Origin of the sequence: Paracoccus ferrooxidans, from assembly GCF_029909815.1 — a bacterium.
GTDB lineage: Bacteria > Pseudomonadota > Alphaproteobacteria > Rhodobacterales > Rhodobacteraceae > Paracoccus > Paracoccus versutus.
Window position 1 is genome coordinate 1206544 of record NZ_CP038202.1, and the last position, 16074, is coordinate 1222617.

General features: G+C 69.5%; 13 protein-coding genes, 1 pseudogene and 2 riboswitches. Of the genes and pseudogenes, 11 read left to right on the forward strand and 3 right to left on the reverse strand.

Annotated elements, in window-relative coordinates; all coding sequences use genetic code 11:
- Positions 1-2 precede the first annotated feature (2 nt).
- Positions 3-833, forward strand: coding sequence for a DUF6635 family protein (locus E3U26_RS22900; RefSeq protein WP_499106746.1), 831 nt, complete (start codon positions 3-5; stop codon positions 831-833).
- Here E3U26_RS22900 and E3U26_RS22905 read toward each other — a convergent pair.
- Positions 823-1742 (reverse strand): annotated as a pseudogene (locus E3U26_RS22905) (alpha-hydroxy-acid oxidizing protein). The gene E3U26_RS22900 and the pseudogene E3U26_RS22905 sit on opposite strands and share 11 nt — an antisense overlap.
- Before the next feature lie 163 nt (positions 1743-1905).
- Positions 1906-2096, forward strand: a riboswitch (cobalamin riboswitch).
- Between the two features lie 92 nt (positions 2097-2188).
- Here E3U26_RS22905 and nrdH point away from each other — a divergent pair.
- The 4 genes from nrdH (at position 2189) to nrdF (ending at position 5977) form a co-directional block, all read left to right on the forward strand.
- Positions 2189-2410 (forward strand): glutaredoxin-like protein NrdH, encoded by a 222-nt coding sequence (nrdH, locus tag E3U26_RS22910; RefSeq protein ID WP_036759261.1) that lies wholly within the window; start codon positions 2189-2191, stop codon positions 2408-2410.
- Positions 2411-2418: 8 nt separating this feature from the next.
- Complete coding sequence (gene nrdI / locus E3U26_RS22915) at positions 2419-2835, forward strand: class Ib ribonucleoside-diphosphate reductase assembly flavoprotein NrdI (protein WP_036759264.1); 417 nt, start codon at positions 2419-2421, stop codon at positions 2833-2835.
- Positions 2817-4943, forward strand: coding sequence for a class 1b ribonucleoside-diphosphate reductase subunit alpha (nrdE, locus tag E3U26_RS22920; RefSeq protein WP_036759266.1), 2127 nt, complete (start codon positions 2817-2819; stop codon positions 4941-4943). Before nrdI ends, nrdE begins: the two co-directional genes overlap by 19 nt.
- Before the next feature lie 62 nt (positions 4944-5005).
- Positions 5006-5977 carry a class 1b ribonucleoside-diphosphate reductase subunit beta gene (gene nrdF / locus E3U26_RS22925; protein WP_036759269.1) on the forward strand — a complete coding sequence of 324 codons (972 nt, stop codon included), beginning with the start codon at positions 5006-5008 and terminating at the stop codon, positions 5975-5977.
- Here nrdF and E3U26_RS22930 read toward each other — a convergent pair.
- Positions 5974-6942 carry a bile acid:sodium symporter family protein gene (locus E3U26_RS22930; RefSeq protein ID WP_499106749.1) on the reverse strand — a complete coding sequence of 323 codons (969 nt, stop codon included), beginning with the start codon at positions 6940-6942 and terminating at the stop codon, positions 5974-5976. The two genes, nrdF and E3U26_RS22930, sit on opposite strands and share 4 nt — an antisense overlap.
- 118 nt (positions 6943-7060) lie before the next feature.
- Between E3U26_RS22930 and E3U26_RS22935 the strand changes: the two genes are divergently transcribed.
- Positions 7061-8281 (forward strand): aminotransferase-like domain-containing protein, encoded by a 1221-nt coding sequence (locus tag E3U26_RS22935; RefSeq protein ID WP_499106751.1) that lies wholly within the window; start codon positions 7061-7063, stop codon positions 8279-8281.
- Positions 8282-8314: 33 nt separating this feature from the next.
- On the opposite strand, the gene E3U26_RS22940 is transcribed toward E3U26_RS22935, so the two are convergent.
- A complete protein-coding gene (locus E3U26_RS22940; RefSeq protein WP_072463769.1) occupies positions 8315-10090 on the reverse strand; it encodes an SLC13 family permease in 1776 nt (591 codons plus the stop codon).
- A 139-nt stretch (positions 10091-10229) separates the two neighbouring features.
- Positions 10230-10447: riboswitch (cobalamin riboswitch) on the forward strand.
- Between the two features lie 135 nt (positions 10448-10582).
- Here E3U26_RS22940 and E3U26_RS22945 point away from each other — a divergent pair.
- From E3U26_RS22945 to E3U26_RS22965, 5 genes are read left to right on the forward strand one after another with little or no spacing between them, the layout of a single operon-like run.
- Positions 10583-12469 (forward strand): TonB-dependent receptor plug domain-containing protein, encoded by a 1887-nt coding sequence (locus tag E3U26_RS22945; protein ID WP_499106753.1) that lies wholly within the window; start codon positions 10583-10585, stop codon positions 12467-12469.
- Positions 12463-13311 (forward strand): ABC transporter substrate-binding protein, encoded by an 849-nt coding sequence (locus tag E3U26_RS22950; protein ID WP_499106755.1) that lies wholly within the window; start codon positions 12463-12465, stop codon positions 13309-13311. Before E3U26_RS22945 ends, E3U26_RS22950 begins: the two co-directional genes overlap by 7 nt.
- Positions 13308-14306 carry a FecCD family ABC transporter permease gene (locus E3U26_RS22955; protein ID WP_499106757.1) on the forward strand — a complete coding sequence of 333 codons (999 nt, stop codon included), beginning with the start codon at positions 13308-13310 and terminating at the stop codon, positions 14304-14306. The genes E3U26_RS22950 and E3U26_RS22955 overlap by 4 nt, the downstream gene beginning before the upstream one ends.
- Complete coding sequence (locus E3U26_RS22960; protein WP_499106759.1) at positions 14303-15064, forward strand: ABC transporter ATP-binding protein; 762 nt, start codon at positions 14303-14305, stop codon at positions 15062-15064. The genes E3U26_RS22955 and E3U26_RS22960 overlap by 4 nt, the downstream gene beginning before the upstream one ends.
- Positions 15061-16065, forward strand: a complete 1005-nt coding sequence (locus tag E3U26_RS22965; protein ID WP_499106760.1) for a DUF6925 family protein — start codon at positions 15061-15063, stop codon at positions 16063-16065. Before E3U26_RS22960 ends, E3U26_RS22965 begins: the two co-directional genes overlap by 4 nt.
- Positions 16066-16074 lie beyond the last annotated feature (9 nt).

Below are 16074 nucleotides of genomic sequence, written 5' to 3' on the forward strand. Positions count from 1 at the left end.
CCATGGCCCTAAAGCCCGCCGACCCCCGTCCGATGACCCGGCGCGAGACCGAGGTCCGCCGCTTCGTCCGCGCCCGCTATGGCCCGCGCGGCACGCTGGCGCTGCATCGCCACGCGCTCGGCCTCGACCTGCTGCGTGCGCCGGTGAACGTCATGCTGTCGCCGCTGTTCCTGCTGGTGCGGCTGGCCGCGCCGCTTCTGCGCCGGATCGGGCTGCGGCGCGCTGGCGACTGGCTGTCGCGCCGGCAGATCTTCCTGAAATCCGACGTGGCGCAAAGGATCGAGGCGGACCTGGCCCATTTCATTGACGACCTGGCCGAAAAGGGGCTGGCGCCCCGGGCCGCGCCGCAAAGCGTCGCCCGCGCCGTCTCGGACTATGCCGAGACCCGCAATGCGGTCTCCGAGATCACCACCTCGGTCCTGGTGCTGGGCTCGGGGCTCTTGCTGTTCCACCGCGCCACGCCGGGGGTGATCTCGCTGGCCGGGCCGGTCGCGCATCTGCGGGCGCAGGCGCAGGCGGTCGAGGATTTCGCGCTGGGAAGCTGGGCCGGCCGCATGTGGTATGGCGCCTTCCCACGAGAGCTTTCCAGCGTGGATCTGCTGCTGACCGGGGTGGTGCTGGCCATGCTCGCCTCGGTCCTGACCACCTTTGCCGGGCTGGCCGCCGATCCGGTCCAGCTTTGGACCGGCATCCACAAGCGCCGGGTGCTGCGGCTGCTGCGCCGGCTGGACCGGGCCGAGGACGGGCCGGGGCTGGGGCGCGAACATGTGCTGGCCCGGCTGGGCGACCTGTCGGATGCGGCGCTGAGCCTGTGGCGCAGCTTCAAGGGCTAGGCCAAAGCACGGTTCCATCGATCCCGGCCAGGTCGCGGCGTCCGGTCAGGGCCATGGCGACCTCCAGCTCGGCGCGCAGGATGGTCAGCATATGCGCGACCCCCGCCGCGCCGCCCACCGCCAGGGCATGGATCTGCGGCCGCCCGACCAGCACCGCCGCGGCGCCCGGGCCAGGGCCTTCAGCGCATCGGTGCCGCGGCGGATTCCGCCGTCGCACAGCACCGGAATGCGCCCGGCGACCTGGCGGGCGACGACCGGCAGAGCCTCGGCCCTCGCCGGCAGCGTGTCGAGCGCCCGGCCGCCGTGGTTCGAGACGATCACCCCGTCCGCACCCACCGCCACGGCGCGCTCGGCATCATGCGCCGACATGATGCCCTTCAGGATCACCGGCAACCGGGTCTGCGACTTCCGCCGCGCTCTTTGATCTGGCGCGCGGTCACGACGGTGACGGTCCGTGGCGTGTCGAGCAGCGGCGGGGTGATCTTGTCCGAGGCGCTTTCGGTGGTCTTGTAGCTGGTCTCGGCCTCGCTGCCCTGCTGGCGGCGGATGACCGCCGTGTCCAGCGTCACGGTGTCCTGCGCCTGGGCGGGGCCGCCGACCCCCGCGAAAATGGCAAGGACCGGAAGCAGGCCCAGGGTCGGCAGCAATTGCGCGGCAGACCCCGAGGCTGGCGGTTTGGGATGGGTTTTGTTCATGGGTTATCCCGGCACAAAGATGCCCCGCCTTCCGCCAGCAGGCAGAGGCGACATTAAGTGATGTTTTATCAATAGCTTGCGCTTTATCGCGCCAGAACGGGAACGGGAACGGGAACCCCGGCTCACGTGCGCGCGATCCACGCAAGAGGGCGAATTGTCGCTTTGTCAAACGACGCGACGTCATTCCATGCCATGTCCCCGCGCCTGTTGCCATATTCCAACAGGCCCGCAGGTGGGGCGGTCCGTGGCCGCAGCCCGTCCACCGCCATGGCCCGGCGGCAAATCGAGCCCCTGGCGCGATCCGGGAACCCCACCAGATATTCCGGGCGCGGCCCGGCCATCCACTAAATATGGATTGACCCGGCCCGTGACCCGTGGCTAACTGCCGGGGTCATGGTTGCCCTGGGGCCGACTCGGGGATGAAAAGGGAAGCCGGTGAAAAGCCGGCACTGCCCCCGCAGCTGTAAGCGGCGAGCGACGCTGGAATGCCACTGGGGCCAAGGCTCCGGGAAGGCCGGCTAAGCCGAGACCCGCAAGTCAGAAGACCTGCCATGGCGCGAAAGGACGAAACCGTGCGGCGGGCGCGGGGCTGGAACAGGGTCCGGTGGCACGCCCATCGGCCCGGCCCCCTCTTGCCGACAGAACAGAAGGAGCCGAGCCATGTCCATCACCGTTTACTCCAAGCCCGCCTGCGTGCAATGCACCGCCACCACGCGGGCGCTCGACGCGCGCGGCCTGGCCTATCAACTGATCGACCTGACCGAGGACGACGCGGCGATGGAACTGGTCGTCTCGCTGGGCTATCGCCAGGCCCCGGTGGTCGTCGCCGGCGATGCGCATTGGGCGGGCTTCCGGCCCGACATGATCGGCCGGCTGTCCTGACCGGCGCCATGGGCGGGCTGGTCTATTATTCCTCGGCCTCGGGGAACACCGCGCGCTTCGTGGCGCGGCTGGGGCTGGCGGCCGGGCGCATCCCGGTCTCGCCGTGCGATCCGCTGCCCGAGGCGGCAACGCCCTATGTGCTGATCTGCCCGACCTATGCCGACGGGACCGGCCGGGGCGCGGTGCCCAAGCAGGTGATCCGCTTCCTGAACGATCCCGCCCGCCGCGCCGGCCTGCGCGGCGTCATCGCCGCCGGCAACCGCAATTTCGGGGCGACCTATGCCTTGGCCGGCCGGGTGATTTCTGACAAGTGCAACGTCCCCGTGCTGTATCGATTCGAGCTGGCGGGGACTGATCTGGACATTTCCCGCGTGCAGGCGGGGCTTGAGAAATTCTGGGGGACGGAATGCTTGACGATGGCGTAAAGGCCGAGCTGGACTATCACGCGCTGAACGCGATGCTGAACCTTTACGACGGCGAGGGCCGCATCCGCTTCGACGCGGATCGCAAGGCCGCGCGGCAGTATTTCCTGCAGCATGTCAACCAGAACACCGTCTTCTTCCACTCGCTGGACGAGAAGCTGGGCTACCTGGTGGACGAAGGCTATTACGAGGCCGAAGTCCTGGACCAGTATCCGCGCGCCTTCCTGCACCGGATCTGGGACGCGGCCTATGCGCGCAAGTTCCGCTTTCCGACCTTCCTGGGCGCCTTCAAGTATTATACCAGCTACACGCTGAAGACCCGCGACGGGCGGCGCTATCTGGAACGCTACGAGGACAGGGTGGTCATGGTCGCGCTGGCCTTGGCGCGCGGCGACGAGGATCTCGCCATGCGCTTCATGGAGGAAATCCTGTCGGGCCGGTTCCAGCCCGCGACGCCGACCTTCCTGAACGCCGGCAAGAAATCGCGCGGCGAACTGATCTCGTGCTTCCTGCTGCGGCTGGAGGACAACATGGAAAGCATCGGCCGCGGCATCAATTCGGCGCTGCAGCTTTCCAAGCGCGGCGGCGGCGTCGCCCTGATGCTGACCAACCTGCGCGAGGCCGGGGCGCCGATCAAGGGGATCGAGAACCAGTCCTCGGGCGTCATCCCGGTGATGAAACTGCTGGAGGACAGCTTTTCCTATGCCAACCAGCTGGGCGCGCGGCAAGGCGCGGGGGCGGTCTACCTGAACGCGCATCACCCCGACATCCTGCGCTTCCTGGACACCAAGCGCGAGAATGCCGACGAGAAGATCCGCATCAAGACGCTGTCGCTCGGCGTGGTGATCCCGGACGTGACCTTCGAACTGGCCAAGAAGAACGAGGACATGTACCTGTTCTCGCCCCATGACGTGGAAAAGGTCTATGGCATGGCCTTCTCGGAGATTTCCGTCACCGAGAAATATGCCGAGATGGTGGACGACAAGCGCATCCGCAAGAAAAAGATCAACGCCCGCGCCTTCTTCCAGACCCTGGCCGAGATCCAGTTCGAAAGCGGCTATCCCTATATCATGTTCGAGGACACGGTGAACCGCGCCAACCCGGTCGCCGGCCGCATCAGCATGTCGAACCTGTGCAGCGAGATCCTGCAGGTCAACGAGGCCAGCACCTTCGACGAGGATCTGAGCTATCGCCACCTCGGCACGGATATTTCCTGCAACCTCGGCTCGCTCAACATCGCCGCGACCATGGACGGGCCGGATTTCGGCGCCACGGTCGAGGCGGCGATCCGGGCGCTGACCGCGGTGTCGGAAATGTCGGCGATCGAGGCCGTGCCCTCGATCCGGCGCGGCAACGACGAGGCCCATGCGGTGGGGCTGGGCCAGATGAACCTGCACGGGTTCCTGGCGCGCGAGCGCATCCATTACGGCAGCCCCGAGGGGATCGAGTTCACCTCGGTCTATTTCGCCGCCGTCGCCTATCACGCCATCCGCGCCTCAAACCTGTTGGCGCAGGAAAAGGGCCGCAGCTTCAAGGATTTCGAGACGTCGAAATATGCCGACGGCACGTTCTTCGACAAATACGTGACGCGCGACTGGCTGCCGACGCTGCCCGATGTCGCGCGGGTGTTCGAGGGTGTCGCGCTGCCCACGCGCGAGGACTGGGCCGCGCTGCGGGACGCGGTGATGCGGCATGGGCTTTACAACCGCAACCTGCAGGCGGTGCCGCCCACCGGCTCGATCAGCTATATCAACAACTCGACCAGCTCGATCCACCCGATCGTCGCCAAGATCGAGATCCGCAAGGAAGGCAAGATCGGCCGGGTCTATTACCCCGCCGCCTTCATGTCGAACGAGAACCTGGACTATTACCGCGACGCCTACGAGATCGGCCCCGAGGCGATCATCGACACCTATGCGGCGGCGACCGAACATGTCGACCAGGGCCTGTCGCTGACGCTGTTCTTCCCGGCCGAGGCCACGACGCGCGACATCAACCGCGCCCAGATCCATGCCTGGAAGAAGGGCATCAAGACGATCTATTACATCCGGCTGCGCCAGACCGCGCTGGAGGGCACCGAGGTGCAGGGCTGCGTTTCCTGCACGCTTTGAGGCGGGGGCTGTCTGCCCCCGCACCCCCGAGGATATTTGGACACGAAAGAAAGGGTCTTCGGATGAAGGACCATGCGCCGCGCACGCCCCTGCGGGCCATCAACTGGAACCGGCTGGAGGACGAGAAGGACCTGGAGGTCTGGAACCGGCTGACGGTGAATTTCTGGCTGCCCGAGAAGGTGCCGCTGTCGAACGACGTGCAGAGCTGGGCCACGCTGCGCCCCGAGGAGCGCGAGCTGACCATCCGCGTCTTTACCGGGCTGACGCTTCTGGACACGATCCAGAACACCCTGGGCGCGCCGGCGATGATGCCCGATGCGATCACCCCGCATGAGGAGGCGGTGCTGTCCAACATCGCCTTCATGGAGGCGGTGCATGCGCGCAGCTATTCCTCGATCTTCTCGACCCTGTGCCTGACGCCCGAGGTGGACGCGGCCTTTCGCTGGGCCGAGGAGAACCCGCACCTGCAGCAGAAGGCGCGGCTGGTGCTGGAGGAATACAAGGCCGGCTCGGACCCGCTGAAGCGCAAGATCGCCAGCGTGTTCCTGGAAAGCTTCCTGTTCTATTCCGGCTTCTACCTGCCGATGTACTGGTCGAGCCGCGCCAAGCTGACCAATACTGCCGACCTGATCCGGCTGATCATCCGCGACGAGGCGGTGCATGGCTATTATATCGGCTACAAGTACCAGCGCGGGCTGGAGCGGCTGGGCGAGGCCGAGCGCGCGGCGCTGAAGGATTTCGCCTTCTCGCTGATCTTCGATCTCTACGACGTCGAGGCGAAATACACCGCCGAGCTTTACGACGGCATCGGCCTGACCGAGGACGTGAAGGCTTTCCTGCATTACAATGCCAACAAGGCGCTGCAGAACCTGGGCTACGAGGCACTGTTCCCGCCCCAGGCCTGCGAGGTCAACCCGGCGATCCTGGCCGCGCTGTCGCCCGACAGCGAGAACCACGATTTCTTCAGCGGCTCGGGGTCGAGCTATGTCATCGGCAAGGCGGTCGCAACCGAGGACGAGGACTGGGACTTCTAGGCACGCGGGTTGCGCGCCAGCCGCTGCGCGATGGCCGAGCAGACCAGCAGCTGCGTCATGTGATAGACCATCACCGGCAGCACGATCGCCCCCACCGCCGCGGCCGGGAAGATCGCCGTGGCGATGGGCAGCCCGCTGGCGAGGCTCTTGGTCGAGCCGCAGAAGAACAGCACCGCCCGGTCCTGGGGCGGCAGGCGGAACAGCCGCCCGGCACCGAGCATGGCGCCCATGACCAGCGCCAGCAGCAGCGCCGTGACCAGGAAGCACAGCACCAGCCCCGGCAGCGGGATCGCCGACCAGATGCCCGCCACGGTGCCGGCGCCGAAGGCGGAATAGACGATGAGCAGGATCGAGCCGCGGTCCACCAGCATGGTCAGCAGCCGGTGGCGCTGGACGAAGCCGCCGATCCAGCGCCGCAGCAATTGCCCGGCGACGAAGGGCAAGAGGATCTGCACCGCGATCTTCTGGATGGCGTCGAGGCTGGCGCCGCCGCCGTCGTGGTGCAGCAGATGCGTGACCAGCAGCGGCGTCAGCACCACCCCCACCAGGTTCGACAGCGAGGCCGCGCAGATCGCCGCCGGCACGTTGCCGCCCGCGATCGAGGTGAAGGCGATCGAGCTTTGCACCGTCGAGGGCAGTACGGCCAAAAACAGCAGCCCCAGCGTCAGCTCGGGGCCCAGGACGCCGCCGAACAGCGCGGCCAGCGCGATGCCCAGCACGGGAAACAGCGCATAGGTCGCGCCGAAGGTCAGGCCCTGGAGCCTGAGGTTCAAGAGCCCCGCCCGGACCGAAGCCGCGTCGAGCTTGGCGCCGTAGAGGAAGAACAGCAGCGTCACCGCCCAGAAGGTCGCGCCGCGCAGGGCCTCGGCCGCCATGCCGCGGGCGGGCAGGAACACCCCCAGCAGCACCATGCCGACCAGCAGCAGCATGTAGGTGTCGATGCCGATCCGTTTCAATGCCTGCATGGTCTTCCCCGTCGCGCGCCAGCCCCCTGTCTGATATACATCGCCGCCGGGCACAAGCCGGGCCCGGCCGGGCGCCATGAGGCTTGCCCTGTTGGCGAAAAACGGTCACAGCAGGATCATGCCCGACCAAACCGTTCCGACCATGCGCCCCGCTTTTGCCCCCTGGCTGTCCCGCAGCAACGACGTGACCTCGGTCTTTCTGGCGGCGGGCCAGGTGCCCGGCCTGGTCAACCTTGCCGGCGGGCTGCCCGAGCCCTCGGTCTGGCCGGTCGCGGAACTGGCCGGACTGGCGGCCGAGGCGATCCGCAGCCACCCCGACGAAACGCTGGGCTATGGCCCGATCCCCGGCCTGCCGGCGCTGCGCGACCTGATCGCCGCCCGCTTCTCGACCGATGCGCTGCGGCTTTCGCGCGAAAACGTGCTGATCACCACCGGCGGCATGCAGGCGCTGGAGCTGATGGGCAAGGTGCTGCTGCAGCCCGGCGGGCTGGTCGCGGCACAGAGCCCGGCCTATCTGGGCGCGCTCGACGCCTGGATGCCGCATGCGCCGCGCTATCGCCCGATGCGGATCGAGGGCAACGATTTCGACCCCCATGCCGCGCTGGTGGGGGCGCAATTCGCCTATACGGTGCCGAATTTCTCGAATCCCAGCGGCCGGCTGGTGGCCCTGCCCGAGCGGCAGGCGCTGGTCGCCGCCGCCCATGCCACCGGCACCTGGCTGATCGAGGACGACCCTTACGGCGCGCTCTACTACGAAGGCGAGCCCCTGCCCCGACTGCTCGAACTGTCGGCGGGGGCGCAGCCCGGCCCCTATGACGGGCCGGTGGTCTACATGGGGTCGCTGTCCAAGGAGCTGGCGCCGGGGCTGCGCATCGGCTGGGTGATCGCCGCGCCCGAGATGATCGCGGCGCTGGCCACCGCCAAGCAGGGCTCGGACATGTGTTCCAGCGGCTTGTCGCAGATGCTGGCGCTGCGCGCGCTGCAGGCGGGGATCACCGACCGCATCCGCCCCGAGGTGCTGGCGATCTATCGCGCCCGGCGCGACGCGCTGTGCGCCGCCATGCAGGCGCATCTGGCGGGCGACCTGGACTGGCAGGTGCCGGTGGGCGGCATGTTCGTCTGGGCCACGGCGCGCGATCCGCGGCTGGACACCGACCGGCTGCTGCATCATGCGATGGCCGAGGGGGTCTGCATCTCGCCCTCCAGCGTCTTCGACCCCGAGGGGCTGGACCGCCGTTCGCTGCGGCTGAACTTTACCCTGAACCCGCCCGAGCGGCTGGAAGAGGGCTGCCGCCGCCTGGCCCGCGCCATCCGCGCCGCGCTGGCCGAGACGGGCTGAACCGGCCCGTCACACGGCCCGTCAGACCGCCCGTCAGACCGGCCAGACCAGCAGGATCAGCGGCACGCCGGTCAGCACCACCAGCGCCGACAGCGGCGCCCCCAGCCGGGCGTAGTCGCCAAAGCGATAGCCGCCCGGCCCCATCACCAGCGTGTTGCACTGATGCCCGATGGGGGTCAGGAAATCGCAGCCTGCGCCCACCGCCACCGCCATCAGGAAGGCATCGGGCCGATAGCCGAGCTGGTCGGCAAAGGTCGCGGCGATGGGGGCCATGACCAGCACGGTCGCGGCATTGTTCAGGAAGGGCGTGACCGCCATGGCCGTGACCAGGATCAGCGTCACCGCGCCCCAGACCGGCAGGCCCGTCGCCGCCTGCGACAGCCACGCGCCCAGCAGGTCGGTCACGCCGGTCTTTTGCAGCGCCTCGCTGACCGGGATCAGCGCGCCCAGCATGATCAGGATCGGCCATTCGATGGCCTCATAGGCTTCCTCGGCGCTGATCGCGCCGGTCAGGATCATCAGCACGGCGGCGGCGAAGAAGGCGACGGCGACCGGCACCAGCCCCGCCGCCGTCGCCGCCATGGCGACCGCCAGGATCAGCACCGGCAGCAATTGCTTGCGCACCCCGCCCAGCCGGATATGGCGCTCGGCCAGGGGCAGCAGGCCCAGCACGCGCATCCGCTCGGGCAACAGCTCGATCGGCCCCTGCACCAGCAGCACGTCGCCCGCCGCCAGCACCGTCCGGCTGAGCCGCTGCGTCATGCGATGCCCGGCGCGCGAAATCGCGATCAGGTTCACGCCATGCTGGTCGAACAGCGCGATCCGCCCCACCGTCTGGCCGACCAGAAGCGAGGCCGGAGCGATCACCGCCTCGATCACGCCGATCTTGTCGGCCGGCAGCCCCTCTTCGGCCGCCGCATCCTGCCGGGTCAGCTCCATGCCCAGCTTGGTCACGGCGCGTTCCAGCGCATTCGGCTCGCCGCGCAACAGCAGCGTGTCGCCCATCTCGATCACCGTGTCGGGCAGCGTCACCGCGCGGCGCGCGCCGCCGCGGATCAGCCCGGTCACGGCCACCTCGCCATCGACGGCGCTGAGATACTCGCCCACCGTCATGCCGACGATGCCGGCGCCCTCGGGGACGGTGGCCTCGGTGTGATAGTCGCTGATGTTCACCGCCTCGCTCAGCGAGGCCGTCGCACGGCGGTCGCGCGGCAGCAGCCGATGGGCGAAAAGCAGGAAGACCAGCCCCACCAGCGACAGGCCGAGGCCGACCGGCGCATAGTCGAACATGGTGAAGGGCTGGCCCGTCATCTGCTCGCGCACCCGCGAGACGATGATGTTGGGCGAGGTGCCGACCAGCGTGATCAGCCCGCCCAGGAGCGAGCCGAAGGCCATCGGCATCAGATAGGCCGAGGGCGAATGCCCCGAGCGCCGCGCCATCTTCAGCGCCGCCGGCATCAGCATGGCCAGCGCGCCGATGTTCTTGACCAGCGCCGACAGGCCCGTGACCGAGCCGACCAGCACCAGAAGCTGCCAGCGCAGGGTCCGCAACCGCCCCAGCATCCGGCGCATCACCGCCTCGATCACGCCCGAGCGCGAGATGCCGGCGCTGACCACCAGCGCGCTGCCGACGATGATGACGATGTCGTCGCTGAAGCCGCGGAACGCCTCCTCCGGCTTGACCGTGCCGGCCAGCAGCGAAGCCAGCAGCGCGATCATCGCCACCACGTCGTAGCGCAGCCGCCCCCAGACGAACAGCGCCATCATCGCGCAAAGGATCAGCACGGCCAGGATCTGCGGCATGGCCATCGCTTGACCTTCCCTTCCGTCGGATACCTGACCCAATGCCGCGGCCCGGCGGGCGGTTCCGCGGCCGCGTTCCCGGACAGGTTGTCGCGGCGGCCGGGCGCAGGGCGCATTGCCGCTTGACAGCCGGCGCCCGGCTGCGGCAATGCGGGGCCGCTACGGTTCCGGCGGGCTTGCGCGCCGGATGAAAAGGGAACACCGGTGCGCCCGCCGGCCGCGATGCGGCCAGGGCAAGGCCGGGGCTGCCCCCGCAACTGTAAGCGGTGAGCGACGGTCGAACGTGCCACTGGGATCTCCTGGGAAGGCCGGCCTGAGCAGCGATCCGCAAGCCAGGAGACCTGCCGTGGCGATCACCCATTTCCGGCGCGGGGCGCGTCTGGAAAGCGGCCGTTCCGCAGAGGTGACGATCGTCGTCCTGCGGTCGGGCCTGCCAGCCTTTCCGCAGGGCATTTCTGCAAATCGCGGGCCGCGGGCCCGTGCTGGAAAGGCTTTGGAATGTTCAGAACTCCGGTTTCCCTGCTGGCCGCCACCGCCGCCCTGCTGCCGGCGGCCGCCACCGGCCAGGAAGGCTATCGCCTGGACGAGGTGGTGATCTCGGGCGGGCTGACCGCCGTGGCCGAGGGCGGCTATGCCCGCGCCCATACCGTGCTGACCGCCGCCGAGATCGAGGCCAGGGGCATCGCCACCGTGCAGGACGCGCTGCGCGCCGTGCCGGGGGTTTCGGTCTCGGCCACCGGCTCGACCTTCACCCAGGTCCGCATCCGCGGCGGCGAGGGCAACCACACGCTGATCCTGATCGACGGGATCGAGGCGACGGGCGGGGCCGACGAATACATCCTGTCCGGGCTGGAGACCGCCAATATCGAGCGCATCGAGGTGCTGCGCGGGCCGCAATCGGTCTATTACGGCTCGAACGCCTCGGCGGGCGTCATCAATATCATCACCCGCAGGGGCGGGCCGGGGCTGCATTACGGCGGCTCGGTCGAGCTGGGCAACGGCGCCGCCGCCTCGGCCCATGTCAGCCAGCGCGGCGCGCAGGGCGGGATCGCGCTGACCCTCTCGGCGCGGGACGACCACGGCTATGACCAGTCGGGCGACGGCGGCGAAAAGGACGGGACCAACCGCAAGACCATCGGGCTTTCGGGCGACTGGCAGATCGGCGAGGATCTGCGCCTGGGCACCACCCTGCGCCGCGCGAAGGAGAAATACGATTACGATTCCACCAGCTGGTCCGCGACCAGCGCGCAGGAATATGTGGTGGACGACCCGCACAAATACAGCGAACGCGACGAGTTCCAGGGCGGGATCTGGGCCGAATATTCCATGCTGGGCGGCCGGCTGACGCATCGGCTGGACTATCAGGACACGATCTACAAGCAAAGCTACGAGGGCGGCCCGGTCACGCGCGGCGAGACGCGCAAGCTGAAATACCGCGGCAGCTTCGGCATCGACGGCACGGTGGCCGAGGCGTCGCACCTGCTGAACGTGCTGGCCGAGCGGCAAAGGGACGAAAGCTCCTCGGCCCCGGAAAACCGGCGCGAGATGACCTCGGTCGCGCTGGAGTATCGCGGCTTTCTGGACAACGGGCTGGATGTCCAGGCCGGTGTCCGCCACGACGGCAACAAGGTGTTCGAGGACTTCACCAGCTGGAACCTGGGCCTGTCCTGGCACGTGCCGGACCGGCCCTTCCGCCTGCACGCCTCGGCCGGGACCGGGCTGGTCAACCCGTCCTATTTCGAGCTTTACGCCAATGCGGATTATGGCTCTTCGGTCTACCTGGGCAATCCGAACCTGAAGCCCGAAAAGAACCGCGGATTCGACCTGGGCGTCGAGGCGCAACTTCCCAATGGCATGGGCGTGGTCGACGTCACCTATTTCAACGAAAAGCTGCGCGACGAGATCGAAAGCTATCTGGTCCGCGCCGAGGGCGGCACCAGCTATTACAGCTATCGCAACCAGGCCGGCGAAAGCCCGCGCGAAGGGGTCGAGGTGACGGCCCGCATCAAGGCGACCGACAGCCTGGATGTCGCGCTGAACTACACCTATCTGGACGCCCGCAACCCGGACGGCTCGGTCGAGGTGCGCCGGCCCCGGCATGAACTGGGCCTGTCGGCGACGCTGGCCGTCCTGGAAGGGCGTGGCACCGTCACGGCGGACATTCGCCATGTCTCGGGCAATTGGGATACGCAATATTGGGGTGCCTACCCGACCCGCGAACTGCCCGCCCATACCGTGGTCAACCTGGCGGCGGGCTACGACCTGACCGCGAATCTCCGCGTGACCGGCCGCGTCGTGAACCTGTTCGACAAGGAATATTCCGATGTCTGGGGCTATGCCTCGCAGGGCCGCACCCTTTACGCCGGCCTGACGGCGAAATGGTAAGGCGGCTCGGCCTTGTCGCCGGCCTTCTGGCCGGCCTGATCCTGCCGGGATTTTTCCAGCCCGCCGCGGCCGAGCCGCCGCGCCGAGTGCTGTCGATGAACCTCTGCACCGACCAGCTGGCGATGATGCTGGCGGCGCCGGGCCAGCTGGTATCGGTTTCCTATCTGGCGCAGGATCCCAGCGCTTCGGCCATGGCGGCCGAGGCCGGCCGCCTGCCCGTCAACCATGGCCTGGCCGAGGAAATCTTCCTGATGCGGCCCGACCTGGTGCTGGCCGGGGCCTGGACCACGCCCGAGACCGTCCGGCTGTTGCGCCGGCTGGATATCCCGGTCGAGGTCTTTCCGATCGAAAGCGACCTGGCGGGCATCCGCGCCAATATCCGCCGCATGGGCGCGGTGCTGGGCCGCGAGGCCCAGGCCCGCGCCATGCTCGCGCGCTTCGACGCCGACCTGGCGCGGCTTTCGGATGCGCAGGGCCCGCGGCCGCGCGCCGCGCTCTATGCCGCGAACGGCTACAGCTCGGGCTCGGACAGCCTGGCGGGCGAGATCGTGGCGCTGGCCGGCTTCGACAATGTCGCCGACGAACTCGGCCTGCCCTCGGGCGGGGTGCTGCCGCTGGAAACGCTGCTGCTTTCCGACCCCGACCTGCTGGTCGAGGGCCGCCGCTATGCCGGGCATGCCCGCGCGCAGGAGGTGCTGGACCACCCGGCGCTGAAGGCGCTGGCCCGCGGCAGGCCGGCCGAGGTCATGTCCGATCCCGACTGGGTCTGCGGCAATCCGCATATCCTGCGCGCCGTCTCGCAGCTGCGCGACGCGCGCCTTGCCTTGCAGGCCCGGCCATGACCGGGCCGCGCTATCCGCTGCTGATGGCCGCGCTGTCCGCGCTGGTCGCGGCCCTGTTCCTGGCCTCGCTGCTGACCGGCCCGGCGGGGATCGGGCCGGGCGAAAGCCTGGCCGCGCTGTTTCACGGCGGCGATGACCTGCTGGCGCTGGTCATGCGCGAATTGCGCCTGCCGCGCGCCATCCTGGGCCTGCTGGTGGGCGCGGCGCTGGGGATGGCCGGGGCGGTGCTGCAGGGCTTCCTGCGCAACCCGCTGGCCGAGCCGGGGCTGATCGGCACCAGCGCCTCGGCCGCGCTGGGGGCGGTGCTGGCGATCCAGACCGGGCTTTCCGCCGCCTTTCCCCTGGGCCTGCCGCTGGCGGCGCTGGCGGGGGCCGCGCTGTCGGTGCTGCTGGTGCTTATGCTTGCCGGGCCGCGCGGCGGCACGCTGGCGCTGATCCTGGCCGGCATCGCCATTTCGGCGCTGGCGGGGGCGGCGACCTCGCTGGTGCTGAACCTGTCGCCCAACCCCTTTGCCATCAACGAGATCGTGTTCTGGATGATGGGCTCGCTGGCCGACCGCTCGATGCTGCATGTCTGGATCGCGGCGCCCTTCATGGGCTTGGGCTTCGTGCTGATCTGGCCCATGTGCCGCGCGCTGAATGCGCTGACGCTGGGCGAGGACGCGGCGGCATCCAGCGGCGTGCATCTGGGCCGGCTGCGGCTGATGCTGGTCGCGGGCATCGCCGCGCTGATCGGCGGCGCCACGGCGGTCGCCGGCACCGTGGGCTTCGTCGGGCTGGTGGTGCCGCATGTGCTGCGCCGCGCGGTCGGCGCCAGCCCGGCGCAGCTGGTCCCGGCGGCGGCGCTGGGGGGCGCGGCGGTGGTTCTGGCCGCCGACATCGCGGTGCGGCTGATCGCGCCGGGCCGCGACCTCAAGCTCGGGGTGCTGACGGCGCTGGTCGGTGCGCCCTTCTTCCTGCACCTGATCCTGAAAACCCGGCGCGAGGGGCTGTGACCATGCTCGAGCTTCGCGCCCTTTCGTTCCACCGCGGCGGCCAGGCGGTGCTGGACGGCATCGACCTCAGCATCGGCGTGGGCGAGTTCGTGGGCCTTCTGGGTCCGAACGGCGCCGGCAAGACCACGCTTCTGCGCGCGGCGCTGGGGCTTTTACCGGCACGGGGGCACAGCTCGCTGGCGCGGCTTTCGGCGCGCGAACGCGCCCGCGCCGCCGCCTACATGCCGCAGGGCCGCGAGATCGCCTGGCCGATGCCGGTCGAGGCGCTGGTGGCGCTTGGCCGCATCGCCCATCCGCATTCCGCCGGCGCAACCGACCGCGCCGCCATCGAGCGCGCCATCGCCGCGCTGCGCCTGGATCCCTTGCGCCACCGCCGCGCCACCGAACTGTCGGGGGGCGAGCAGGCCCGCACCCTGATCGCCCGCGCCCTGGCCCAGGAAACCCCGCTTCTGATCGCGGACGAGCCCATCGCCGGGCTCGACCCGGCGGCGCAGATCGACGCGATGCGGCTGTTTCGCCGGCTGGCCGGACAGGGCCATGCGGTGCTGGCCTCGCTGCACGACCTGGGGCTGGCGGCGCGGCATTGCACGCGGCTGATCCTGCTGCACCAGGGCCGGATCGCCGCCGACGGCCCGCCTCAGGCGGTGCTGACCGCCGCGAACCTGGCCCGCGTCTTCGGCATCACCGCCCATCTGGCGCAGGGCCCCGGCGGCATCCTGTTCCAGCCGCTCGACACCATTGAGGGAGAAGACCGATGACCGACATGCTGACCGCCCGGCTTGCCGCGGCGCTGACCGATACCGGCGCCGGCTGGTCCATGGGCTCGTTCGGGGCCATTGCCGAGTTCCACCATGTCGCGGGCGATCCGCCGCCCCAGCCCCTGGGCGAATGCGGCATCGTCACCGCCCGCGGCGGGCTGCGGCTGGACGACCTGGCCGAGGTGATCCCGGTGGCGTGGGAGGCGCTGAGCCCACGGCCGCATCGCTGGCAGCAGGGCGTCTCGCTCTGCCTGCCCCAGGGGCGGCTGGGCACGGCGCGGCGCCAGGTGCTGACCGAGCTTGGCCCCGACGCGGGCGCGCTGCGCGACCAGGATCGCGGGGCGGTGCTGTTCGACCTGGGGCTGGACCAGCCGCAGGTCGATTTCTGCATCCGCAGCGACGATCCGGTGCTGGTCGCGCGGCTGCGGGCGGAATGCGGCCGCTCGGTCCTCGACCCCGAAAGCCGCGCCATGGCGGCGATCCTGCCCGCCCATCCGCATCGCGTGGCGCTGAGCCGCATCGGCCGGATCGAGGTCTACCAGAAGATCGGCGGGCCGGATACCGGCGGCGTCTCGCCCGTCGGGCCGCATACGCATATCCTGCCGCCGCTGCTGCGCGCCGGCCGCACCCATTCGGCGAATACGCCGATCCCACCCGGTCTGGTGCCGGTCGCGGGGCTCCACCCGGCCAGCCCGGTCATGGACAGCCTGGGCCAGGACCGCGATTTCGACGCCGCCACCTTCGCCGGGTTCCAGGCCATGCTGGCCGATTGGGGCGATGCCGAGCGTCATGCGCTGAAGGCGCGGGTCTGGGCGGCGCTGGCGGCGGGCGAGCCGCCCTCGGCCCTGGCCGAGCCGGCCGACCGCCATGCCCGCGCCGCGCTGCGCATCGCCCTGCGCCAGGCCGAGCGGCGGGACGGGCCCTCGGCCCTGCTGTCGCAATGGCGCGCGGCGTTCGACCGCGAGGCGGCTCCGGCGGATGAGGACGCGCCGGGTCATTGACCGCGGCGC

What these genes read in the sequence shown, in the direction of transcription:
- E3U26_RS22955 (WP_499106757.1), top strand. Translation starts at nt 13,308, where the DNA reads ATGACCGGGCCGCGCTATCCGCTGCTGATGGCCGCGCTGTCCGCGCTG.
- nrdH (WP_036759261.1), top strand. Translation starts at nt 2,189, where the DNA reads ATGTCCATCACCGTTTACTCCAAGCCCGCCTGCGTGCAATGCACCGCC.
- nrdI (WP_036759264.1), top strand. Translation starts at nt 2,419, where the DNA reads ATGGGCGGGCTGGTCTATTATTCCTCGGCCTCGGGGAACACCGCGCGC.
- E3U26_RS22945 (WP_499106753.1), top strand. Translation starts at nt 10,583, where the DNA reads ATGTTCAGAACTCCGGTTTCCCTGCTGGCCGCCACCGCCGCCCTGCTG.
- E3U26_RS22930 (WP_499106749.1), bottom strand. Translation starts at nt 6,942, where the DNA reads ATGCAGGCATTGAAACGGATCGGCATCGACACCTACATGCTGCTGCTG.
- E3U26_RS22965 (WP_499106760.1), top strand. Translation starts at nt 15,061, where the DNA reads ATGACCGACATGCTGACCGCCCGGCTTGCCGCGGCGCTGACCGATACC.
- nrdE (WP_036759266.1), top strand. Translation starts at nt 2,817, where the DNA reads ATGCTTGACGATGGCGTAAAGGCCGAGCTGGACTATCACGCGCTGAAC.
- E3U26_RS22935 (WP_499106751.1), top strand. Translation starts at nt 7,061, where the DNA reads ATGCCCGACCAAACCGTTCCGACCATGCGCCCCGCTTTTGCCCCCTGG.
- E3U26_RS22900 (WP_499106746.1), top strand. Translation starts at nt 3, where the DNA reads ATGGCCCTAAAGCCCGCCGACCCCCGTCCGATGACCCGGCGCGAGACC.
- E3U26_RS22950 (WP_499106755.1), top strand. Translation starts at nt 12,463, where the DNA reads ATGGTAAGGCGGCTCGGCCTTGTCGCCGGCCTTCTGGCCGGCCTGATC.
- E3U26_RS22940 (WP_072463769.1), bottom strand. Translation starts at nt 10,090, where the DNA reads ATGGCCATGCCGCAGATCCTGGCCGTGCTGATCCTTTGCGCGATGATG.
- nrdF (WP_036759269.1), top strand. Translation starts at nt 5,006, where the DNA reads ATGAAGGACCATGCGCCGCGCACGCCCCTGCGGGCCATCAACTGGAAC.